Here is a 21,569-nt window from a genome sequence, read left to right on the forward strand (position 1 = left end):
AGATGACCACCGCTACACCACAGCGCCGGGCAGCCACCAGCGCGGTCACGGACGCCTACCCGCTCTCCCGCCTCCAGGCCGGCATGATCTACCACGCCGAGCTGGAAGGGGACGCCTCCTACTACCACGACATCTACTCGCTGCGCGTCCACGGACCGTGGCAGGAGCAGGCCTTGCGGGCGGCCGCCGAAGGCCTCGTCGCGGCCCACGACACCCTGCGCACCTCCTTCGAGCTCGCCAAGTTCAGCGAGCCCCTGCAGCTGGTGCACTCCACAGCCGAGGTCCCGCTGGAGGTCGTCGACCTGCGCGGCCTGCCCGCCGCGGACGTCGAGCACACCCTGGAGGAGTGGCGGCGCGCGGAGACCCAGCGCCCCTTCGACTTCGCGAAGGCGCCGCTGTTCCGCATGGTCGTCCACCTCCTGGACGACGGGCAGTTCCACTTCTGGTGGTCCTTCCACCACGCGATGATGGACGGCTGGAGCCTGCACTCCGCGGTCACCGACCTGTTCGCCGGATACACCGCGATACGCAGGGGCGAGGCGCCGCGGTTCACCGCCCCGCGCACCCGCTACCGCGACTACATCGCCCTCGAACTGGACGCCCTCGACGATCCCCGGCAGCGCGACTTCTGGCGCGGCCGGCTAGCCGGGGCCGAGCCCGCCGCCCTTCCCGTACCGCCCCGGCGCACCAGCGACGAACTGGAGTCGGTCGTCGAGGTCGAGTGGCACGACATTCCCTCCTCCGTCCTGTCCAGGCTGAACGACCTCGCGGCGACTCTGCGCGTCCCCGTCCGTACGGTGCTGCTCACGGCGCATCTGCGGGTGCTGTCCGCGCTGCTGGGCCGCTCCGACGTCATCACGGGCGTCGTCGGCAACGGCCGCCCGGAGACCACCGACGCCGAGCAGGTCAAGGGCCTCTTCCTGAGCACGTATCCGCTGCGCACCGAGATCCCGGCGGGCAGCTGGGCGGAGTTCGTGACCGCGGTGTTCGCCGAGGAGACCGCGATCCTGCCGCACCGTCGCTACCCGCTGGCCGCGATGGTCGAGGAGACGGGCTGGAGTCCCTTCGACGTCGTCTTCGACTTCCGCCGGTTCCGCAGCTACGAGGGACTCACCGAGCAGGACGACCTGAGCTTCGACATCGGCGCCTACTACGAGCACACCAACTTCCCGCTCACGTCCGGGTTCGTCATGAACCCGGACGGCACCGAACTGCGCCTCCAGTTCCGCTACGACGCCCGGCGCTTCGACCACGACGACACCGCCCGCATCGCGCGCTCCTATCTCTCCGTACTGGCCCGGATCGCCGCCGACCCCGATGCGCCGGTCCTCGCGGAACCGGCCCTCGCGACCGAGGACATCGCCGTCCTCACCCGGCACGCGTCCGGACCCCGGCAGGACCCGGACGGTCCGCGTGGCGTCCACCAGCGCATCGAGCGGGCGGCCAGGCCGGGCCGTACGGCCGTACGCGCGATCGACGGAGAGCTCGACTACGACGATCTGCTGCAGACCGCGGGCCGGATCGCCGGCCATCTCCAGGACGCCGGGGTGCGCCGTGGCGACCCGGTCGGCGTCTGCATGAACCGCACCGTGCTGCTCGTCCCCACCCTGCTCGCGATCTGGCGGATCGGCGCCAACTACGTGTCGCTGGACCCCGCCTACCCGATCGACCGGCTGCGCTACATCGCCTCCCACAGCGGCGCCGGCTTCGTGCTCCACGACGCCGCGTCCGCGCCGGTCGCCGCCGAGCTGGAGCCGGCCGCGCTGGCCGTCGAGACGGCCGCCGCGCACCCGCGCAGCGCCGATGCGGTCGAGGTGTCGGGCGACGAACTGGCCTACACCATCTACACCTCCGGCTCCACGGGACTGCCCAAGGGTGTCCAGGTGCCGCACGGCGCGGTCGTGAACTTCCTCGACGCGCTCATCGAGGGGCTGGAGCTGGACGACGAGCACACCTACCTCGCCACCACGTCGATCAGCTTCGACATCCATGTGAACGAGATGTTCGTGCCGCTCGTGCTCGGTGCCCAGATGGTCCTCGCGGCCCGCAGCCAGGTCTCGGACGGCACCGCGCTGCGCGACCTCATCGAGGCCGAGCCCGACCTGATCGGCCAGGGCCCGCCCGCCATGTGGCGGATGCTGCTGGACACCGGCTGGCGGCCGTACGGCATGGCGGCCGTGCTCTGCGGCGGCGAGGCGTTCCCGCGCGACCTGGCGGAGAAGCTGACCCGCGACGGTGTGCCGGTGTGGAACATGTACGGCCCCACCGAGACCACCGTCTGGTCGGCCGTGCACCGCGTTGTGGACGGCGACGGCACCGTCCCCATCGGACGCCCGATCCGCAACACCACCCTGTGGGTGCTCGACCAGAACATGGACCCGGTCTTCCCCGGGGTGCCCGGCGAGCTCCACATCGGGGGCGAGGGCGTGGCGCGCGCGTACCACGACAGGCCCGACCTGACCGCCGACCGGTTCGTCCCGGACCCGTTCGCCGGCCCCGGCCGGCCGGGTGCTCGCCTCTACCGCACCGGTGACCTGGTGCGTATCGCCGAGAACGGCACCTTCGAGTACCTGGAGCGCGTCGACCTCCAAGTGAAGGTGCGCGGCTACCGCATCGAACTGGAGGAGGTCGAGGCCCGGCTCGGCGCCCACCCGGACGTCTCCGCCGCCGTCGTCGCGGCCCCGCTCGGCTCCGACGGCGAGCGCGTGCTGGCCGGCTACGCGGTCGCCGCGCCCGGCGTCGACGGGACGGAGCTGCGCTCCTGGTGCGCCGAGACCCTGCCGGACTACATGGTCCCGCAGGCCTGGGTGCTCCTCGACGCATTGCCGCTGACCCCGAACGGCAAGGTCGACCGCAAGGCGCTGCCCGGCATCGGCGACGCCGCGGCGCTCGTCCCGGCCGACAGCACTGCCCCGGGCAGCGACACCGAGAGGGCGATCGCCGCGATCTGGAGCGAGGTCCTCGGCATCACCGGCATCGGCGTCAACGCCAACTTCTTCGACCTGGGCGGTCATTCGCTGCGCGCCCTGCGCGTCGTACTGAAGATCCGTGACGAGCTCGGTGTGGACGTGCCCGTGGCCTCGCTGCTCCAGGCGTCCACGATCCGCCGGCTCGCCGCACTCATCGACCTGGAGGCCGGCGGGGACGCGAACTCCGCCCGCCCGCTCGTCGTACCGCTGAACGCGCAGGGCGCCACCCCGCTCTTCCTCTTCCACCCGCTCGGCGGCCACATCTTCGGCTACGGGCCGCTCGGCCGGGCCCTGGAGGGCGAGGTCACCGTCCACGGCGTACGCGCCAGCGGTATGGAGCCGGGGGAGGAGCCGCTCGACTCCATGGCGGAGCTGGTCGACCGCTACCTCGGTGAACTGCGCGCCGTCCAGCCCGAGGGCCCGTACCGGCTGGCGGGCTGGTGCATGGGCGCCACCGTTGCCGTGGAGATCGCCCGGCAGCTGCGCGCCGGGGGTGAGGAGGTCGGTTTCCTCGGTCTGATCGTTGCCAACCCCTTCGACCAGGCGCCACGGATCCTCCTGGAGGACCCGACCGCCCTGGTGCATCACATGCTCGGGCAGGGCACCGATGTGACGTACGAGGAGCTGGCGGCCCTCGACTCGCTCGACGAGAAGATCGAACGCGTCTTCAGCCGCAGCCGCGAGGCCGGTCTGCTGCGGGACGACGTCAGCAGCATGGACGACGCCCACCGGCTGCTGCGGGTCTACCAGGCCAACGCCAGGGCGATCAGCTCGCAGGAGCTGCCCCCGTACGACGGTCCGGCGCATGTCTTCGTCCTGCCCGAGGACGGCTTCCAGCCCGCAGACATGGGCTGGTCGAAGGTGATCACCGGATCCGTCGTGCAGCACGACCTGCCCGGGCTGCCCACCACCTTCCTCGATCCGGAGGAGATCGGCCGGCTGTCCGAGATCCTCGCCGGCGAACTGGCCGGCCGTGCCGACGCCTGAGCCCCGTCCGTCCCACCACCGCGCAAGGAGTACTTCCATGGCCGTTGAGAACACCACCACCACCGCAGCCGTCGCCGCCGGGACCACCGCCGACGCCCCGTTCACCGTCGTGCACAACATCGAGGAGCAGTACTCGGTCTGGTTCACGGGGCGTCCCCTCCCGGCCGGCTGGCAGGCCACCGGCTTCACCGGCACCCGCGACGCCTGCCTGGCCCACATAGCGGAGATCTGGACGGACCTGCGTCCGCTCAGCCTGCGTACGGCGCTCGCCGCCACGACCGGAAAGGCGGCCTGAACCGTGCTGACCGTGTACACCACCGCTCCGTCGTCCCACGGCGTCACCGGAACAGAGTTCCGGCAGCGGGCCGTCGACGTGGCCCGCTGGACGGAGGCCGCGGGCCACCGCGGACTCCTCGTCTACACCGACAACACGCTCGTGGACCCGTGGTCCGTCGCCCAGCTGCTGATCGAGCGGACCGAGTCGCTGGTGCCGCTGGTGGCGGTGCAGCCGCTGTTCCGCCACCCGTTCGACGTGGCCAGGGCCATCAGCTCCCTCGGTTTCCTGTACGGGCGCCAGGTCGACCTCAACCTGGTGACCGGCGGCTTCGCCGGTCACATGCGTGAGCTCGGGGACGTACTCGACCACGACGAGCGCTACGGCAGGCTCGTCGAGTACGGAAGGATCGTCAACAAGCTGCTCGCCGGGGTCCGGCCGGTCACCCACCTCGGGAACCACTACGGCCTGAACAGTGCGCAGCTCACGATCCCGCTGCCGCCCGAACTCACCCCACGCGTCTACCTCTCGGGGTCCTCGGACGCCTGCGTCGACGCCCAGCAGAGCCTCGGCGCCGTCCGCCTGTCCTACCCGCGGGCGTTCGCGGACTACGCGGGGACGCCGGACGCGCTGCGCGGCAACGGCATCCGGCTCGGCATCATCGCCCGCGACAGCGCGGAGGAGGCCTGGCAGATCGCCCAGGAGCGCTTCCCCTCCGACGAACTGGGCGAGGGACTGCACGATGTGGCGGCCGGCCAGGTCGAGTCCCGCTGGCACCGGAACCTCTCCGCCGACGCGCAGCGCTCGCATGCCCCCAGGGACGGCTACTGGCTCTACCCGTTTCGCGCGTACAAGACCTTCTGCCCCTATCTCGTGGGCAGCTACGAAGAGGTCGGCCGGCTGCTCGGCCAGTACGTCGACCTGGGCATCACCGCGCTGATCCTCGACGTGCCACGGGAGGAGGACGACCTCCACCACGCCGGAATCGCCCTGCGCCTCGCGCAGCGGCAGCCCGTCGCGTCCTGACCTTCCGCACCGCACGACTCGCTGCCGCCGGGCGCCCTGCGCGCCCGGCGGCCCTTCCCAGGAGAGCGACCATGAGCAGTACGGACGTCTGGATACGGCACCTCGGCCCGCCCGCCGTCACCACGGGCACGCACACCGAACTGGTCTGCTTCCCGCATGCCGGCGGGTCGGCAGGAGCCCACCGGCCGCTCGCGGCGGCGCTCGCCGGGCAGGCGGAAGTGATCGGCGTCCAGTACCCGGGCCGTCAGGACCGGCTCGCCGAACCGGTGATCACCGATCTGCACCTGCTGGCCGACGCGATTGCCGACCGGCTCGCCGCGCGCGGCGCCGGCCAGGGCACGGAGCGGCGGCGAGTGTTCTTCGGGCACAGCATGGGCGCCATCGTCGCGTACGAGGTCGCGCGGCGGCTGGGGGAGGACGGGCCGTGTGCGCTCTTCGTCTCCGGCCGTCCGGCGCCCTCCCGGATCCGGCGCACCACCGCCCATCAGCTCGACGACGACGCGCTGCTGGGTCAGGTGGTCTCACTGGGCGGGTCGGACAAGGAGCTGCTGGGCCACCCGGAGCTGCGGGCGCTGGTCCTGCCCGTCGTCCGTGGCGACTACCGCGCCAGCGAGACGTACCGCCACCGGGGCGGGCCTCCGCTGGCCTGCCCGGTCACGGTCTTCACCGGCGACGCCGACCCCTTGACGCCGATCGCCGACGCCCGCGCCTGGGCCGCCCACACGACCGGGCCATTCCGCCTGCGAATCCTCGAAGGGGGCCACTTCTTCGTCGACGCACATTGGTCCGCCGTCGCACGGACCGTCCAGCACACCCTGGAATCCGTACTCGCATGAATCCATGTCCATGAGAATCCATGGCGTGGAATTACCCGGACGCGATATGCGGGACTTTCCTCAAATCCCTTCCGTCACTGGAATACCGTGGCGGCCTTCGGTGGCTCCGCGAGAAGCTTGTCTGCCGGGGCCCGTCAGAGCCAGCCTCGTTGCGAGGCCCGCAGCCCTGCCTCGAACCGGCTGCGCGCACCGAGCCGTTCCATCAGCCCGGCCATCACTCGCCGCACCGACCGCGCAGACATCCCGAGCTGATGGCCGGCCCGCTCGTCGGTCATGCCCGTGGACAGCAGTCTGAGCAGCTCACGTTCCTGCGGGGACAGTCCGCGCTCGTCCGTCGAGGGGGCCACCTGGTCGACGGGGCACGCGGCCGACCAGGTCTGCTCGAACAGCGCCAGCACCGCCGCGACGGTTCCGGCGTCCTGTACCTGCACGGCCCCCAGAGCCGTATTGCCCGGATCCACCGGGACCAGTGCCACGCGGCGGTCGTAGATCAGCATCCGTATGGGGAGCGCGGGCAGGGTCCGCACTTCGGCCCCCATCTCCGTCAGCCAGCGGGCGTAGGCCAGAGTCGGCGGATCCTTGCGGATGCTGTCCACGCCGACGGTCCGGATCGCGATGCCGCGCTCCCGCACCTGCCGGTCGAGGGACATCGCCGCCTCGATGCGCGCGGGATCCTGCGGCCCGCCGGGCATCAGGCTGGCGACCTCGGCGGTCGCCTGCAGGGCCAGCTGTTCGATGCGGGCCTGAATCGCGTCCATGCCCATGAGCGGTTCCGCATGACTGTCCGGCACACCGGGCCGAAGGCTCGCGTATTCCTGCATGAGCTGGGCCACGGCGACCTGGCTCTCGGCGAACTGCTGCTGCTGGCGCAGCAGTTCAGCTTCCCGGCGCTGCAGGAGGAGTTGCATCCCGTATTCCGGGCTGACCGGGCGCATGCCGCCGGGCGAATCCCAGGAAGGGCGGAGCAGGGTGAGCTCTGCCAACCGGTCGAGCGCCTGGCGCACCTCTTCAGGCTTTACTCCGAGTTCGCCTGCAATTCCATTGACGCCCAGGTCGCTATGTGTCAGCAGTAGTCGATAGACCCGTTCCGCAAGTGAATCCACGCCCAAGAAGTCGAGCATTGCATCTCCCCCCAAGAGAACGCCCTCGGCGGGAGGTTACAGAGCTATTGGGTGTGGCGCAAGCAATTCATGTATGTGCCAGGAAGGGGAATTCAACCGGAAGCCGATCACGGTTCTGTTCGCCCAACCGGGCATCGGGACCGGAACCCGGCGCCGTGTCAGGTGAGCGCCGGCTTGGCCCCGAGCGCAGCGAACGCGGCCGCGAAGGCCCGGCGCATCCACGTCAGCACCGGCGGATGCGAGATGACGCGGTGCCGGATCGCCGCGGCGAATCTCCCGTACGCGGCCCTGGATCATCCGACCGGAAGACGAAAGCCCCGGTCACTCCCACGCGACCGGGGCTTTCTCTGTCTCCGGATCCGGCGACGCGGCGTCACTCCCCCGAGTGTGGCCATCCACGCCGAGCACCGTCTCACCGGATCCGACGAGGAGATACAAACAGCCTTCACCAACGGATCGCTAACATGTGGCCAACGGTCAGCGCAGGAGGCAAAGGCAATGCGGTTCGGACTGCTCGGTCCGCTGACCGTGCACGACGACGACGGTGACGTCCGCGCGGTGAGCAGTGCGAAGCTCCGCACGCTGCTCGGCACACTGCTGCTCCGGGCCAATCGCGTCGTACCCGTCGAGGACCTGAAAGATGCACTCTGGGGCGACGAACTTCCCGCCTCCGCGCACGCGTCCCTGCACAACCATGTGGCCCGGCTGCGGCGGCTGCTCGCCGAGGAGGACCGGCTGCGGGCCGTGGCCCCCGGATATCTGCTGCGGGTGGCGCCGGGGGAGCTGGACACCGAGTCGTTCGAGCAGCACATCGCCACGGCGCGCGCCGCCCACGCCCGTGCCACGGGCGCCGACCGGACGTCCGTACGCGACGATCCGGACGCCGACCGCGAGGACTGGGAGACCGTCCTCGACTCCTCACGTGCCGCGCTGGACCTGTGGCGAGGGGACCCCCTGACCGGGCTGTACGACCCCGAAGGCGGCACACCCGCTCTCGTGCAGCGGCTGCGTGAGTCGTGGCTGCTGCTCCTGGAGTGGCGGTACGACGCGTTCCTGCGGCTCGGCCGGCCGGACGGGCTCGGGCCCGAACTCTCCGCGCTCACTGCCCAGTACCCGCTGCGAGAAGCCTTCCACCGGCAGCTGATGCTCGTGCTGCACCGCACCGGACGGCAGCCCGAGGCACTGGCCGCGTACCAGTCGCTGCGCCGTACGCTCGTCGAGGAGCTCGGCATCGACCCGGGTCCCACGGTCCAGCAGGCGTATCAGGAGGTTCTCCAGGACCCGCGGCCGGCCGGCGGCGGCGCGCCGCGCGCCTCCTCGCCGCTGCCCGCGCAGCTCCCGCCCGCGCCCGCCCACTTCACCGGCCGCGACGCGCTCGCGGCCGAACTGCGCGCCGCGCTCACCTCCCCGGCGGGCCCCGCGGTCGCCGTGGTCAGCGGTATGGCGGGGGTCGGCAAGAGCGCCCTCGCCCTCCATGTCGCGCACACCCTCCGGGACGAATTCCCCGACGGACAACTCCATCTCCACCTGCACGGCGCCACTCCCGGCATGACCCCGCTCGCGCCCCGCCAGTCCCTCACCGCCCTGCTGCGTGACCTCGGTGTGCCGGCGCGGGCCATCCCCGAACACGCCGACGCGGCCGCCGCACTGCTGCGCTCCACCCTCGCGCCCACCCGCACCCTGCTGGTGCTCGACGACGCCGCGTCGGCCGCGCAGGTACGGCCGCTGCTGCCCGGGGGTACGGGCTGCGCGGTCGTCGTCACCAGCCGCTCCCCGCTGACCGCGCTCGACGGAGCCGCCCGGTTCGCGCTGGCCCCGCTGACCGCCCGGGACAGTGCCGCGCTGCTGCGTGCCGTCTCCGGCCGCGGCGCGGCCGAGCCGAGCGATACGGCCGAGACGGGCAGAACAGACAGGCCGGACGGCACGGACGACGCGGACGACGCGGACGACATGGGCCGTCTCGCCGAACTGTGCGGCCGTCTCCCCCTCGCCCTGCGCATCGTCGCCGCCCGCCTCGCCGCGCGCCGTGCCCTCACCCCCACCGCCCTCGCCGGGCTGCTCACCGCCGAGGCCGGCCGGCTCGACCACCTCGAGTACGACGACCTCAGCGTCCGCCGCTCCTTGTCCGTCGCCCACGACGCCCTCGACCCCGACGCGGCCCTCGCGCTGCGCCGGCTGGGCGCGGTCGACCTTCCGGAGTACGACGCGGCGGTGGTCGCGCAGTTGATGTCACCGGCCGTCGACGAGCGCCGGGCGTCCGCCGCGCTCGAACGGCTCGTCGATGTCGCGCTGCTCGACGAGGTCGCCTACGGCCGCTTCGCGCCGCACGACCTGGTGCGGGACTTCGCGCGGGAACTCGCCGTACGGCTGGACAGCGAGGACGAGCGCACGGCCGCGGCCGAGCGCGCCCTGCGGTGGTACGGGGAGTGCGCCCGGCAGGCGGGCCTTGCGCTCGTACCCGCGCATCTGGCCGGGAACCGGGTGCCGCCGCCGATCGGCGAGGCCGCTCCCTTCGAGGGGGAGGCGGAGGCGCTCGCCTGGGGGGACCGCGAGCTGTCGAATCTCGTCGCGCTCATCCAGGCGTACGCGCCGAGGTCGCGCACCGCCCTGCGGGTCGTCCGCGCCGCCTTCCCCTATCTCCAGCGCCGCGGGCGCCTCCAGGAGCTCGAAGTCCTCAACCAGATCGCGCTGGTCGCCGCCCGTGCGGCCGGCGACCCGGAGGCCGAGGCGCACGCACGCACCGATCTCGCCGGTGTGTACTTCATGCTCGGCCGCAGTGAGCGCTCACTCGTGCTCAACGACGAGGCCATCGACCTGTGGCGCGGACTCGACGAGGACAGCTGGGTCCAGCGCGGTCTCGCCAACCGCGGAATGCTGCTGGAACGCCTCGAACGGTACGAGGAGGCCGACCAGGCCCTGGAGGAGTCGCTCGGCCTGGCCCGCAAGCTCGGCGACGACTACGGGGAGGGGATCGTCCTCAGCCACCTGGGAAATCTGCGCGAACACACCGACGCCCGGCTCGCCATCACCTACCACGAGCGCAGCCTCGCGGTCGGCGTACGGCTCGGCAGTGCGCAGCTTCGGCACACCTCGCACTGCAACATCGGCTACGCCCGCCTCACCCTCGGCGAACCGGACCACGCCCTGCGCCACTTCGAGGACTGCCTGGCCATCATCGGAGACGGCGACGAGGGCGACTGGCACAGCCAGTCCCAGTCCCGGCTCGGCATCGTCCGTGCCCTGCGGGCACTCGACCGCCGCGCCGCCGCCTTCCGCGAGTGCACCCTCGTCCTGGACCGTGCGGTCTCCCGCGGCGACGGCTTCACCGAAGGGCTGGCCCGCTACGAGCACGGCCTGCTGCTGCGCGCGGACGGCCGTCACGACGACGCGCTCGCCGAGTGGCGTCGCGCCTACGCCTCCCTCGACGGCACGGACAGCAAGGTGCTGGCGGAACTGAGCGCACTCCTCGGCGAATCACGCTTGCCGAGCTGAGGGCCATGGCCACCAGCCGGACATGGCTCACTGCCAGGTAGGCCCTGTCCGGGGGAGCGCGCACGTCACTTGGCGTCGGAGTACCGCTCCACCACCGCCGTCGTGAACGGAAACCGCACCGGCGTCTCGCCGAACGCGATCCGCCCGGCCAGATCCCCCGCCGCGCGGATCGCCTCGGCGACCGCCGCCGCCTCGTCGGCCGGACAGTGCACGATCACCTCGTCGTGCTGGAAGAAGACGAGCTCCGCCCGCATCCCGGCCGTCGCCCTGCGCAATGCGGCGAGCATCAGCAGCGCCCAGTCCGCGGCGCTGCCCTGGACGACGAAGTTACGGGTGAACCGGCCGCGGGCCCGCGCGTCGGTCGAGGCGTAGCCGGGGACGAACTCGTCCCGGGCGGAGTCCTCTTCCGCGCCTCCCTGGGGGATGCCCGCCTCGTCGTTGTCGCCCGCACCGGCCGCGGGCGGGCTGGTGCGGCCCAGCCAGGTGCGCACCAGCCGGCCCTCCTCACCGGCGCGGGCCGCGTCGTCCACATACGCCACGGCGAGGGGGAACCTGCGGCGCAGCGCCGCGAGGTTCTTCAGGCCGTCGCCGCTGGTCTGGCCGTAGATCGCGCCGAGCAGGGCGATCTTCGCGTGGTCGCGATCGCCGGAGAAGGCCCGGTCGGACAGTCGCGTGTACAGATCGCCCTCGTGGCCCGCGACCTCCATCAGGCCCGGGTCACGGGAGATCGCGGCGAGGACGCGCGGCTCCATCTGGTCGGCGTCGGCGACGACGAGCCGCCAGCCGTCGTCCGCGACGACCGCGCGCCGGATCACCTTGGGGATCTGCAGCGCCCCGCCGCCGTTGGTGGTCCAGCGGCCGGAGACGGTGCCGCCGGGCAGGTACTCCGGCCGGAAGCGGCCGTCCCTGACCCAGTCCTGGAGCCAGCTCCAGCCGTGGGCCGTCCAGATCCGGTACAGCTTCTTGTACCGGATCAACGGCTCCACCGCCGGATGGCCGATCTCCTCCAGCTCCCAGCGGCGCGTGGATCTCACCTTGATCCCGGCCCGCGCGAACGCCCTCACCACCTCCGCCGGCAGATCGGGCCGCACGCGGTGCCCGAACGCCGCCGACACCTCGTCCGCCAGCTCGGCGAGGCGGCGCGGCTCGCCACCTCCCGCGTACCGCTCGCCCAGCAGCTCGTGCAGCACCTCGCGGTGCACATCCGCGCGCCACGGCAGCCCCGCCCGGTTCATCTCCGCGGCCACCAGCATCCCCGCCGACTCGGCCGCGGTCAGCAGCCGCATCCGCCCCGGGTGCTCGGCGGCCTCATGTCTTCGCTGCTGGTCCGCGTAGATCTCCAGCAGCCCGTCGAACGGCACGGACACGGGCTCCGGTTCGAACAGCGAGGACTGCGAGCCGGGCTCCGCCGCCCGCAGCGGTGGATCGGGCGGTACGGGAGCCTGCCGCAGCCGAGCCAAGGCAGCCGCCGCGGACCGGGGCTCCCCGAGCCGCCCCTCGTGACCGAGCAGCAGCAGCTCGGCGTCCTCGATGTCGTAGCACCGCTCGACCCGCACTCCGGCCGCGAGCAGCCGCGGATAGATCTCGCCGGTGGACCGCCACACCCACCGCCCCACCTCCGGCCGCGACCGCACGGCTTCGACGAGATCGGCCTCCCGGCGCACCTCTCCGGCGGGCAGCCCGTCCGGGCCGAGGGGTACGAGCAGCGCTCCGCCCCCCTCGACCGGGGCCAGGGCCCACCGTTCGCTCATGGATGCGAGTGTGGCACCCACCACTGACAACGCCCGGCACCGGACAGGCACGCCGTCCTCACTCGCGCGCGCCGTCCTCACCCGGGCACGCCGTCCTCACCCGGGCATGTGCGTCACCACCCCCGGGATGCCCGTGAGCCCCCGGGCAGGCCCCTCACACCGTCGGCAGGCCCGTCACGCCGCCGCGTGGAACAGCGCCGCCGCCTCCCCGCGAGAGCCGACGCCCAGCTTCGTCAGAATGTTCGCCACGTGGAACTTCACCGTGGACTCGCTGATGTGGAGCTCCTGCGCGATCGCCCGGTTGCGGTGCCCGAGGGCCAGCCGGGTCAGTACCTCGACCTCGCGTGCGCCCAGGGCGGTGAGCGGGTCGGCGGCCGGGTCGTCGGACGCCTCCAGAGGGATCGTCGCCGTGACCGTCGTGCCCCAGCCGGGGACCGCGTCCACGTCCAGGCGGCCGCCCAGGACCTCCAGGCGGTCGACGACCCGGGCGGGAGCCAGTGCCTGCGGTGTGAGATCGCCGGGGCCGTCGTCCCGTACGGTGGCGCGGAGTTCGTGATCGGTGATCTGCCAGCCGACGTGGACCCGGGTGAGCCCGTCCTGCTCCAGCGCTGCCAGGAGCACCGCGCGGACGACAGCTCGCGCGGTGTGGGCCACATCGGCCGCCAGGGTCCGTGTGGTGCCGGGCGCCGCGAGCTCCAGCCGCACCGGGTTGTAGCGCACGAGCGGACGCAGCGATTCGGCGAGCCGGGCGAACGCCTGCGCGGCCGGCTCCTCCGCGATCTCCTGGTCGCGGTCGGCCTCGGCCCGCAGTTCGACCAGCGCGGACAGGGCCAGGTCGGTCGCCGAGGCGCGGGCGGCCGCGTCGTCCAGGCTGCGGCTGCGCAGGACGCCCAGCAGCCCGGTCAGCGCCGCCGCGTGTGCCTCGCCCAGCTCCGCGATCACCCGGGCACGCGTCTGCGCCGCGGTCCGTGACCGGGCCAGCGCCCCGGGCACGGCCTCCGCCGCGAGCCGGTCGAAGTGGCTGGTCACCAGGTCCCACAGGGCCTGTACGACGGAGACCGCGGCCTCGTCGACCGGCGTGTCGGCGGATGCGTCCGGCCGTACCAGCACCAGCACCGCGCCCCTGGGCGTCGCGTCGCTCCTGACGGCGAGCACCGGCCGCTCCGCCCCGGCCAGGGTGACGGTGCCCTGCCACGGCCGGCCCGCGATGCCCGCGGCGAGCAGCGGAGTCAGATCGGCCGTGGTCAGCCGGTCCGTCACCGCCGGAGCGCCGTACGTCTTGAACGGCGAGTGCGCGCAGTGCGTGGACAGCTCCGCCGCCGCCTCGTGCGGGACGAGCCCGGCCAGCACCGCGGACAGCCGGGACAGGATCTCGCCCAGCGGCTGTCGGATCACGTCGTAGGCGGCGGTCAGGGCGGGCACGGATCCGGTCAGTTCCATATGCCCCAGCGTAGACAGACGCGTTGAGCAGACGGCTGGCCTTTCGGCCAGGACGGACTGTTCCGAAGACGGGCCGGGCGGGCCCCTTCGCCGGTCAATGCTGGACTCATCAGCAATTCCGAGTTCGCAGCAATTCCGACTTCGCCGCAGTTGCGGGGCCGCAGGAGTTGCGAGGCCGCAGAGTTGCGAGTTCTGAGGAGTCGCGGGTTCGGAGCGGTTCCGAATCCGCAGGAGGGGAAACCGGCATGGAAACCATGAACGCGATCGTGTACGAGGAGTTCGGCGGCCCCGAGGTGCTCCGCCACACGGAGGCCGAGAAGCCCCGCCCCGCCCCGGGCGAGGTCCGCGTCGAAGTGGTGGCGGTCGGCGTCAACCCACTCGACTACAAGCGCCGCTACGGCTGGGTGGAGGAGTTCTACCCGACGACGTTCCCCGCGATCCCCGGACTGGAGTTCGCCGGCGTCGTGGACGCGCTGGGCGAGGGCGTGACCGGTGTCGCCGTCGGCGACGAGGTTTTCGGCTGGACGAGGACGGGCGCGTACGCCGAGTACGCCATAGCCGGTGACATCGCGCCGAAGCCCGCGGGCCTCTCCTGGGAGTCGGCCGCGGCCCTTCCCGTCGCCGGTGAGACCGCCCAGCGCGTCCTCGACGGGCTCGGCCTGAAGGAGGGGGAGACGCTGCTCCTGCACGGGGCCGCAGGCGCGGTCGGCCAGGTCGCCGTGCAGCTCGCGGTGGCGCTCGGCGCGACGGTCGTGGGTACGGCGTCCCCGGGCAACCACGAGTATCTGCGGATGCTCGGGGCGATCCCGGTGGCGTACGGGGACGGGCTGGTGGACCGGGTCCGTGCCGCCGCTCCGCAGGGTGTGGACGCGGTGTTCGACGCGGCGGGCCACGGTGCGCTGCCCGCCTCGATCGAGCTGCGTGGCGGTACGACCGACCGGATCATCACCATCGCCGACCCGGACGCCGCAGCTTTCGGAGTGCCGTTCTCGCCGGGCGGTACTCCGTCGGACGTGGCCCGGGCGGGCCTGGCGGAGCACGCCCGCCTTGCCACCGAAGGCCGGCTGAACGTCCCGGTCGTGGAGACGTTCGCACTCGCGGACGCGGCGAAGGCCCAGGAGCTGAGCGAGGCGCGCCATGTACGGGGCAAGCTGATCATCAAGCCCTGATCATCGGGCCCTGACCATCAAGCCGTGACCATCAAGCCCTGATCATCGGGCCCTGACCATCAAGCCCTGATCACGAGAGCGACCGTACGACCCGGGCCGGGTTGCCCACCGCCAGTACGCCCGCCGGCAGATCCTTGGTGACCACGGCGCCCGCCCCCACCACCGTGTTCTCGCCGATCGTCACGCCGGGGCAGACGATGACGCCGCCGCCGAGCCACACGTTGTCGCCGATCGTGATCGGCTCGGCCTTTTCCCAGCCCTCTCGGCGGCGCTCCGCGTCCAGCTCGTGGGTGGGGGTGAGCAGTTGGACATTCGGCCCGATCTGGACGTGCGCGCCGATGGTGATGGGCGCGGCGTCGAGGAGGACCGCGCCGAAGTTGATGAACGTACCCGTACCAATGCTGATGTATCGCCCGTAGTCGCACTGGAACGGCGGGCGGATGCGGACGTCCGAGCCCACCCGGCCGAGGAGTTCGGCCAGGATCCCGGCCCGCTCGGCGGGCGCGGCACCGCCGTTCGCGTTGTACGCCGCGCAGAGCGCGAAGCGCCGCTCGGTGTCGGCGGCCAGCTCGGGGTCGTCGGGGAGGTACCACTCCCCGGCCAGCATGCGCTGTTTGTTCTCACCCATGGGCGCCACCGTACGTTCCCCGTCGAGGAGACGGGGCCTCGCGCGGAAGTTCGATATCCACAGGCTGTGGAAGACCGGCCGGGGCGGCCCGGTCGCAGGGCCGGGTCGTGTCGGCCGAAGCCGGTCGAGTCGGCCGAAGAGCGGATGGCGGCGGCGCTCACGTAGGCTCCATCGGCGTGGATGTGGTGGAGCGGGCGCTGGGCGGGGCGCTGTACGCGGATGACGACGACGCGCTCGACACGGGGGCGTCGCTGCTCGCCGCGGATCCCGGCTCGGACGCGGAGCTGGTCCGGCGCGGCGAGGACTTCGTACGCCGGGCCTGGGAGCGCAGCTGGCAGCCCGCCGATGTCGTACGGATCGTCCGCCGTGACCTCGACGACGCGCACGTACGTCTCGTCGCCGGGCTGATCGCCGGCGAGACCCGGCGGTACGGGAAGGATCTGCCGCCGCGGTGGGCCGCGCAGCTGGCCGACCTCCCCGCCGGGTACGAGAAGCGGCCCGCGGACCGGTTCTCGTACGCGACGGCGGTGCTGGAACTCTTCCGGCTGCTCGTACGGCTGCCCGCGATCGAGCCGGTGGGACCGGTGCCGGGCGCCCCGGCGCATCTGCCGCCCGCCGCACCGCACGACGAGCCGCGCATGCTCACCCGGATCCGTGGCCTCCTCGCCAAGGCGGAGGCCACCGGCTTCCCGGAGGAGGCGGAGGCGCTCACCGCGAAGGCGCAGGAGCTGATGGCGCGGTACAGCATCGACGAGGCGGTGCTCGCGGCCCGCACCCACCGCGCGGACGTGCCCGGGGCCTGCCGCATCGGTGTGGACGCGCCCTACGAGACGGCCAAGGCGATCCTGCTCGACGCCGTCGCCTCGGCGAACCGCTGCCGCGCGGTCTGGAACAGCGGCCTCGGCTTCTCCACGGTGGTCGGTTTCGAACCCGACCTGGACGCGGTCGAATTGCTGTACACGTCGCTCCTGGTGCAGGGCACGGCGGCGATGACCCGCGCGGAGGCGTCCCAGCGGGCGGGCGGCCGCAAACGGACCAAGACCTTCCGTCAGTCCTTCCTCCTGGCGTACGCCCACCGCATCGGTGACCGCCTCGCCGCGGCGACCTCCCACGCTGCGCAGGAGGCGGCCGGCGGTGGTGACCTCCTCCCGGTGCTCGCCGCCCGGGACGTCGCCGTCACGGACCACGCGGACCGGCTCTTCCCGGAAACGGTCAGGACACGCGTGCGTGGCGCCACGGACGCGGCGGGCTGGCACGACGGCACGAACGCGGCCGAGGCGGCCCGTATGCCGCCGCGCGGACGGCGCGGCGAACTCCCGGAGTAACCCACCGCCGCGCTGCGAAGCGCGCCGCGCCCTTGCCGGAGGTTCCGAACCGTCCCGCCGCCGTCCGGTCGACCGGGGTGCCCGTCCTCGATCTCCCCCGGAGCTTCGCCTGGGGGTGTCCCCAGCGGGCTCAAGGGGCGTCCCGCGCGGTCGCCGGGGCGTGGACCCCGTCCCGGCACCCCGCCGCGGGGGTTTCGAGGGAGCCCACTCCCGTCCGGTGGGCCGGTGCGTCCGCCCTCAACCTCCCCCGGAGCTTCGCAAGTTCGAGGCGCGGAGCCCCGGTTGCGAGAAGGGGCGGGGTGGGGAGAGACCCGCCGCAGCCGCCCTACGCACCGCTACCAGGAGGACTTCGTCACGCCCGGCAGGAAGCCCGCGTGGGCCTGCTCCCTGAGCCGGACCCGGGACAGCCCGAACTTCCCCACGTATCCCCGCGGCCGGCCGTCCACACCGTCCCGGTTGCGGATCCGGGTCGCGCTCGCGTCGCGCGGCTGACGCCGCAGCTCTGCCTGTGCCGCGAGCCGCTCGGCCTCGCCCGTGCCCGGCCGCCGGATGATCTCCTTCAGCTCGGCGCGCCGCGTCGCGTACCGCTCGACGACCGCCTTGCGCCGCTCATTGCGCGCGATCTTGCTCTTCTTCGCCATCAGACCTTCACTCCCCGGGCGCGGATCCGGGCCACCGCGGCCTCGATCCCGATGCTGTCCACCGTCTTGATCGCCTTCGTGCTGAGCGTGAGCCGTACGTACCGGCCCTCACTCGGCAGCCAGTAGCGCTTGCGCTGGATGTTCGGGTCGAAGCGCCGCGATGTGCGCCGGTGCGAGTGGCTGATCGTGTTGCCGAAGCCGGGCTTGGCCCCGGTCAGCCAGCAGTGTGCGGACAACGTCACACTCCGTTCCTTTGGAAATGGAAACCATTTCCATTATCTTAACCGTATGGCCCGCAACGAACTACGCCCGATCATCAAGCTCCGGTCCACGGCGGGGACCGGCTACACGTACGTGACCCGCAAGAACCGCCGTAACAACCCCGACCGCATGACGCTGCGCAAGTACGACCCGGTCGCCGGCCGGCACGTCGACTTCCGCGAAGAGCGCTGACCCGGAAAAGAGGAGCCGCCCCCATGAAGCCTGGAATCCACCCCGCCTACGGCCCCGTCGTCTTCCGTGACCGGGCCGCCGACTTCGCGTTCCTCACCCGCTCCACCATGACGAGCGAGAAGACGATCGTCTGGGAGGACGGCAACACGTACCCCGTCGTCGACGTGGAGATCTCCTCCCGGAGCCACCCCTTCTACACGGGCACGGCGCGCGTGCTCGACACGGCCGGGCGCGTGGAGCGCTTCGAGCGGCGTTACGGACGGAGCGAGGTCCGCTGATGCTTTCCGTCGCCCTTGTCTGCGGGCTGCACTCCGACGCGCGCAAGGCCACGGTCGACGAGCTGCTGGCCACCGTGCCGGGCAGCGTCGCGCTCCATCACGACCTCTCGACCGCCGTCCAGGGCACGGTCGTCCGTACCGTCCGCGACACCACGGGCGTCCTGTCCACCGGCGAGACGCCGCTCGTCAACGACTGCGCCTGCTGCGCGCTGCGCGAGGACCTCGTACCGGAGCTGGAGCGGCTCGCCGACGGGGGGCTCACCCGGCTCGCGATCGTCGAGCTGTGGGACTCCGTCGAACCCAAGTCCATGGCCGAGGTCGTCGCCGCGCACGGCGACCGGCTGCGGGTCACGGGCGTGATCACCGCCGTGGATCCGGCCCTGCTGCTGCCGTATCTCGCCAACGGCGACGACCTGATGGACGTGGGGCTCGCCGCCGCCGCGACCGACCGGCGCACGGTCGGCGACACCTGGGCGCGGCAGTTGGAGTACGCGCCCGTGCTCGTTCTCGTCGACGGCGAGGAGCCTCATCAGTCCTCCGAGGAGGACCGGGCGCTGCTGGCCCAGCTGCATCCGACCGCACGTCGGGTGCCGGTGGGCGGCGGCGGACCGGCCGAGGCCGCGCTGGCCGGTTTCGACGTGGAGGCGGCCGCGGCCGCGCAGCATCCGGCCTGCGCGCTGCTGCCGCAGGAGGCGGACGAGTGCGGTGTCGCCACGTATGTCTGGCACCGGCGCAGACCGTTCCACCCGGGGCGGCTGTACGCGGCGCTGGAGGACCTGGCCTGCGCCGCGGCCCGCAGCCGCGGTCGGTTCTGGCTGGCCGACCGGCCGGACACGCTGCTGTCGTGGGAGGCGGCGGGCGGAGCGCTCTGTGTGGAGAGCGCGGGACCGTGGCTGGCGTCGCTCCCCGACGCCGCCTGGGAGATGGTCCCGCCGGTGCGTCGCGCCGCGGCCGCCCTGGACTGGCACCCCGAGCACGGCGACTGCTGTCAGTACCTGGTCTTCACCTCGCCCGGGCTCGACCGCGACGGGCTGGCGCAGCTCCTTGAGTCCTGCCTGCTCACGGATGCCGAGTACGCCGCCGGGCCGGAGGCGTGGAAGCGCCTCCCGCCGGCTTTCGATTCCCTACTGGAGGTATGACGTGCCCCCGCGCCGCTCCGACCGCAAGCCCCTGAAGCCCCGCGCCAACCCCCTGGACGCGGCGGGCGTCACCTATGTCGATTACAAGGACACGGACCTGCTCCGGAAGTTCATCTCCGACCGCGGCAAGATCCGCAGCCGCCGGGTCACGCGCGTGACGGCCCAGCAGCAGCGTCAGCTGTCCCGCGCGATCAAGAACGCGCGGGAGATGGCGTTGCTGCCGTACGGGTCGTCGTCACGCTGACGCGACGACCGGACAGGTAGGGATTTCCCTACGCTTGACGCGTAGGGAAATCCCTACCTATCGTTGAGGGCGTGAACATCACCCATGCCTCCTTCGTCACGCTCCCCGTCTCCGACCAGGACCGGGCGCTCGCCTTCTACACCGACGTCCTCGGTTTCGAGGTCACCGCCGACCTCCAGATGCCGCCCGGGCGGTGGCTGCAGGTCGCACCCAAGGGCGCCCAGACCGTCTTCACGCTCTCCGGGCCCGGCATGGGCGGTTTCGTGCCCGGTTCCGCGCGGGGGATCATGTTGGTCACGACCGATGTCGATGCCGATTGCGCGAAGCTCGCCGCGGCCGGGATCGCGGTGGACGGGCCCGACGACCTCCCCTGGGGGCGGATGGCCGGCTTCGCCGACCCCGACGGCAACGGTCTGATGCTGCTGACGGAGAACGGTGAGGCGGAGGGAGCCTGAACCGATGACTGCGACCGGTGTCCGCGAGGACCGGCTCTTCGCCGCGCTCGCGAACACCACCCGGCGCGAAGTGCTGCGACTGCTGCGCGAGGACGGGCCCCAGCCGGTCCAGGCCCTGGCCGACCACTTCGACATGCGCCGACCGAGCCTCTCGGAGCACCTCAAGGTGCTTCGGGAGGCTGGACTCGTGTCCGAGGAGCGCTCCGGCAGGCAGCGTATATATCGCCTCGAAGCCGCCCCGCTCGCCGACGTACACGACTGGCTCCATCCGTACGAGCGGTTCTGGCGCGACCGGCTCAAGGGGCTCGGCGATCTGCTGGACCGTATGCCCGACGATGAGTCATGAGCTCCGACCGTGACGAAGACCTCACCACCATCCGGGTCGATCAGTATCTGGCGCATCCGCCCGCAAAGGTCTGGCGTGCGCTGACGGAACCCGAGCTCATCGCCCAGTGGTTGATGCCAGGGGACTTCCGGCTCGAAGTGGGCCACCGCTACACGATGCGGACGCTGCCGCGGCCCGGTACCAGGTTCTCCGGCCTGGTCGAGGCCGAAGTGCTGGCCTTCGAGAGGGAGCGGATGCTCCGCATCCGATGGGTCGACCAGCAAGGCGGGCGTGACGCCGGGCGGGAAAGTGGACAGATCACCGGACAGGCTGCCGGGCGGACCACCGGGCAGGCTGCCGGGCGGACCACCGAGCCGAGCACCGGACAGAATGCCGCGGACTGGACAATTACCTGGACCTTGGAGCCGGAAGGGCGTGGAACGCGTCTCTTCCTCGTACACGAGGGATTCGACCCGGACGACCCTGCGCAGATGAGGGCACGGCAGATCATGGGCGGCGGCTGGCGTGGCCGTGTGATGGCGGCGCTCGAGGAGGTCCTGGGGAAGGTCCCGACCGGGCCGTAACCGAGGGTGACCTCGCGTGCACGTGCATCTGCTCATGCATCTGCATATGAACAGAGCTATGATCCGAGACAGTTGACACCTGCACCTTGTAACTCGGGGAGCGTCCTGTGCACGACGTGTACAACGGCATGGCGGCCACAGAGCTTCACGGAGTCGTCTGGCAGAAGAGCAGGCACAGCAACTCCCAGGGGTCCTGCGTGGAGTTCGCGAAACTGCCCGGCGGGAACGTCGCGGTACGCAACTCGAACTTCCCGGAGGGGCCGGCGCTCGTCTATACGCCGGCCGAAATAGAGGCCCTGTTGCTGGGAGTGAAGGACGGGGAGTTCGACCACCTCGTCGGCTAAGGGCTGTCCCGTAATCCCCGGTGGATCAGCGCGCGGCGTCAGATGCGGTGCATCGCAAGGCGGAGGGTCGTCCTCATACTGGGCGTAT

Annotated in this window: 21 protein-coding genes; 15 read left to right on the forward strand and 6 right to left on the reverse strand. The window is 71.9% G+C overall.

Going from position 1 to position 21,569, the window contains the following annotated elements:
* The first annotated feature begins 2 nt into the window (after positions 1-2).
* From ACWGI8_RS01010 to ACWGI8_RS01025, 4 genes are all read left to right on the forward strand, one after another.
* Positions 3-3,956 (forward strand): amino acid adenylation domain-containing protein, encoded by a 3,954-nt coding sequence (locus ACWGI8_RS01010; RefSeq protein WP_453657391.1) that lies wholly within the window; start codon positions 3-5, stop codon positions 3,954-3,956.
* Positions 3,957-3,993: 37 nt separating this feature from the next.
* A complete protein-coding gene (locus tag ACWGI8_RS01015) occupies positions 3,994-4,251 on the forward strand; it encodes an MbtH family protein (protein WP_453657393.1) in 258 nt (85 codons plus the stop codon).
* 12 nt (positions 4,252-4,263) lie between these two features.
* A complete protein-coding gene (locus ACWGI8_RS01020; RefSeq protein WP_453657395.1) occupies positions 4,264-5,256 on the forward strand; it encodes an LLM class flavin-dependent oxidoreductase in 993 nt (330 codons plus the stop codon).
* 71 nt (positions 5,257-5,327) lie between these two features.
* Positions 5,328-6,092 (forward strand): thioesterase II family protein, encoded by a 765-nt coding sequence (locus ACWGI8_RS01025; RefSeq protein ID WP_453657397.1) that lies wholly within the window; start codon positions 5,328-5,330, stop codon positions 6,090-6,092.
* A gap of 134 nt (positions 6,093-6,226) precedes the next feature.
* On the opposite strand, the gene ACWGI8_RS01030 is transcribed toward ACWGI8_RS01025, so the two are convergent.
* Complete coding sequence (locus tag ACWGI8_RS01030) at positions 6,227-7,213, reverse strand: helix-turn-helix transcriptional regulator (RefSeq protein WP_453657399.1); 987 nt, start codon at positions 7,211-7,213, stop codon at positions 6,227-6,229.
* 498 nt (positions 7,214-7,711) lie between these two features.
* Between ACWGI8_RS01030 and ACWGI8_RS01035 the strand changes: the two genes are divergently transcribed.
* Entirely contained in the window at positions 7,712-10,705 is a 2,994-nt protein-coding gene (locus ACWGI8_RS01035; RefSeq protein ID WP_453657401.1) for an AfsR/SARP family transcriptional regulator, read from the forward strand.
* 65 nt (positions 10,706-10,770) lie between these two features.
* Here ACWGI8_RS01035 and ACWGI8_RS01040 read toward each other — a convergent pair whose 3' ends face one another.
* Both ACWGI8_RS01040 and ACWGI8_RS01045 read right to left on the reverse strand, forming a co-directional pair.
* Complete coding sequence (locus ACWGI8_RS01040) at positions 10,771-12,456, reverse strand: bifunctional 3'-5' exonuclease/DNA polymerase (RefSeq protein ID WP_453657403.1); 1,686 nt, start codon at positions 12,454-12,456, stop codon at positions 10,771-10,773.
* Positions 12,457-12,630: 174 nt separating this feature from the next.
* The gene (locus ACWGI8_RS01045) at positions 12,631-13,896 is read right to left on the reverse strand and encodes a LuxR C-terminal-related transcriptional regulator (RefSeq protein WP_453657405.1); all 1,266 of its coding nucleotides are present in this window, start codon (positions 13,894-13,896) and stop codon (positions 12,631-12,633) included.
* Positions 13,897-14,150: 254 nt separating this feature from the next.
* Between ACWGI8_RS01045 and ACWGI8_RS01050 the strand changes: the two genes are divergently transcribed.
* Positions 14,151-15,065 carry an NADP-dependent oxidoreductase gene (locus ACWGI8_RS01050; protein WP_453657427.1) on the forward strand — a complete coding sequence of 305 codons (915 nt, stop codon included), beginning with the start codon at positions 14,151-14,153 and terminating at the stop codon, positions 15,063-15,065.
* A 70-nt stretch (positions 15,066-15,135) separates the two neighbouring features.
* Here ACWGI8_RS01050 and ACWGI8_RS01055 read toward each other — a convergent pair whose 3' ends face one another.
* Entirely contained in the window at positions 15,136-15,693 is a 558-nt protein-coding gene (locus tag ACWGI8_RS01055; RefSeq protein WP_453657407.1) for a sugar O-acetyltransferase, read from the reverse strand.
* 185 nt (positions 15,694-15,878) lie between these two features.
* On the opposite strand from ACWGI8_RS01055, the gene ACWGI8_RS01060 reads away from it, so the two are divergent.
* Complete coding sequence (locus ACWGI8_RS01060) at positions 15,879-17,018, forward strand: DUF2786 domain-containing protein (RefSeq protein ID WP_453657429.1); 1,140 nt, start codon at positions 15,879-15,881, stop codon at positions 17,016-17,018.
* A gap of 335 nt (positions 17,019-17,353) precedes the next feature.
* Here ACWGI8_RS01060 and rpsN read toward each other — a convergent pair whose 3' ends face one another.
* Both rpsN and rpmB read right to left on the reverse strand, forming a co-directional pair.
* Positions 17,354-17,659, reverse strand: a complete 306-nt coding sequence (gene rpsN / locus ACWGI8_RS01065; protein ID WP_453657409.1) for a 30S ribosomal protein S14 — start codon at positions 17,657-17,659, stop codon at positions 17,354-17,356.
* On the reverse strand, positions 17,659-17,895 hold the full coding sequence (gene rpmB / locus ACWGI8_RS01070; protein ID WP_453657431.1) for a 50S ribosomal protein L28: 237 nt from the start codon (positions 17,893-17,895) through the stop codon (positions 17,659-17,661). The genes rpsN and rpmB overlap by 1 nt, the downstream gene beginning before the upstream one ends.
* Positions 17,896-17,947: 52 nt before the next feature.
* Here rpmB and rpmG point away from each other — a divergent pair, with 52 nt between their 5' ends.
* The 8 genes from rpmG to ACWGI8_RS01110 all read left to right on the forward strand — a co-directional run bounded on the left by rpmG (position 17,948) and on the right by ACWGI8_RS01110 (position 21,481).
* Positions 17,948-18,112 (forward strand): 50S ribosomal protein L33, encoded by a 165-nt coding sequence (gene rpmG, locus ACWGI8_RS01075; protein WP_453657411.1) that lies wholly within the window; start codon positions 17,948-17,950, stop codon positions 18,110-18,112.
* Between the two features lie 23 nt (positions 18,113-18,135).
* Complete coding sequence (locus ACWGI8_RS01080) at positions 18,136-18,390, forward strand: type B 50S ribosomal protein L31 (RefSeq protein WP_453657413.1); 255 nt, start codon at positions 18,136-18,138, stop codon at positions 18,388-18,390.
* Positions 18,390-19,529 (forward strand): CobW family GTP-binding protein, encoded by a 1,140-nt coding sequence (locus ACWGI8_RS01085; RefSeq protein ID WP_453657415.1) that lies wholly within the window; start codon positions 18,390-18,392, stop codon positions 19,527-19,529. The genes ACWGI8_RS01080 and ACWGI8_RS01085 overlap by 1 nt, the downstream gene beginning before the upstream one ends.
* A 1-nt stretch (position 19,530) precedes the next feature.
* Positions 19,531-19,773, forward strand: a complete 243-nt coding sequence (gene rpsR / locus ACWGI8_RS01090) for a 30S ribosomal protein S18 (RefSeq protein ID WP_453657417.1) — start codon at positions 19,531-19,533, stop codon at positions 19,771-19,773.
* 71 nt (positions 19,774-19,844) lie between these two features.
* Entirely contained in the window at positions 19,845-20,228 is a 384-nt protein-coding gene (locus ACWGI8_RS01095) for a VOC family protein (RefSeq protein ID WP_453657419.1), read from the forward strand.
* Positions 20,229-20,232: 4 nt separating this feature from the next.
* Complete coding sequence (locus ACWGI8_RS01100; protein ID WP_453657421.1) at positions 20,233-20,574, forward strand: ArsR/SmtB family transcription factor; 342 nt, start codon at positions 20,233-20,235, stop codon at positions 20,572-20,574.
* Positions 20,571-21,137: an SRPBCC family protein gene (locus tag ACWGI8_RS01105; RefSeq protein ID WP_453657423.1), complete on the forward strand. Its 567-nt coding sequence runs from the start codon at positions 20,571-20,573 to the stop codon at positions 21,135-21,137. Before ACWGI8_RS01100 ends, ACWGI8_RS01105 begins: the two co-directional genes overlap by 4 nt.
* A gap of 107 nt (positions 21,138-21,244) precedes the next feature.
* Positions 21,245-21,481 (forward strand): DUF397 domain-containing protein, encoded by a 237-nt coding sequence (locus ACWGI8_RS01110; RefSeq protein ID WP_453657425.1) that lies wholly within the window; start codon positions 21,245-21,247, stop codon positions 21,479-21,481.
* Positions 21,482-21,569 lie beyond the last annotated feature (88 nt).

This window comes from Streptomyces sp. NPDC054841 (assembly GCF_053611045.1).

Bases quoted from the DNA above. Each gene is read 5' to 3' on its own strand.
- ACWGI8_RS01010 (WP_453657391.1), top strand. From the start codon at position 3: ATGACCACCGCTACACCACAGCGCCGGGCAGCCACCAGCGCGGTCACG.
- ACWGI8_RS01015 (WP_453657393.1), top strand. From the start codon at position 3,994: ATGGCCGTTGAGAACACCACCACCACCGCAGCCGTCGCCGCCGGGACC.
- ACWGI8_RS01025 (WP_453657397.1), top strand. From the start codon at position 5,328: ATGAGCAGTACGGACGTCTGGATACGGCACCTCGGCCCGCCCGCCGTC.
- ACWGI8_RS01030 (WP_453657399.1), bottom strand. From the start codon at position 7,213: ATGCTCGACTTCTTGGGCGTGGATTCACTTGCGGAACGGGTCTATCGA.
- ACWGI8_RS01035 (WP_453657401.1), top strand. From the start codon at position 7,712: ATGCGGTTCGGACTGCTCGGTCCGCTGACCGTGCACGACGACGACGGT.
- ACWGI8_RS01040 (WP_453657403.1), bottom strand. From the start codon at position 12,456: ATGAGCGAACGGTGGGCCCTGGCCCCGGTCGAGGGGGGCGGAGCGCTG.
- ACWGI8_RS01045 (WP_453657405.1), bottom strand. From the start codon at position 13,896: ATGGAACTGACCGGATCCGTGCCCGCCCTGACCGCCGCCTACGACGTG.
- ACWGI8_RS01050 (WP_453657427.1), top strand. From the start codon at position 14,151: ATGAACGCGATCGTGTACGAGGAGTTCGGCGGCCCCGAGGTGCTCCGC.
- ACWGI8_RS01055 (WP_453657407.1), bottom strand. From the start codon at position 15,693: ATGGGTGAGAACAAACAGCGCATGCTGGCCGGGGAGTGGTACCTCCCC.
- rpsN (WP_453657409.1), bottom strand. From the start codon at position 17,659: ATGGCGAAGAAGAGCAAGATCGCGCGCAATGAGCGGCGCAAGGCGGTC.
- rpmG (WP_453657411.1), top strand. From the start codon at position 17,948: ATGGCCCGCAACGAACTACGCCCGATCATCAAGCTCCGGTCCACGGCG.
- ACWGI8_RS01080 (WP_453657413.1), top strand. From the start codon at position 18,136: ATGAAGCCTGGAATCCACCCCGCCTACGGCCCCGTCGTCTTCCGTGAC.
- ACWGI8_RS01085 (WP_453657415.1), top strand. From the start codon at position 18,390: ATGCTTTCCGTCGCCCTTGTCTGCGGGCTGCACTCCGACGCGCGCAAG.
- ACWGI8_RS01100 (WP_453657421.1), top strand. From the start codon at position 20,233: ATGACTGCGACCGGTGTCCGCGAGGACCGGCTCTTCGCCGCGCTCGCG.
- ACWGI8_RS01105 (WP_453657423.1), top strand. From the start codon at position 20,571: ATGAGCTCCGACCGTGACGAAGACCTCACCACCATCCGGGTCGATCAG.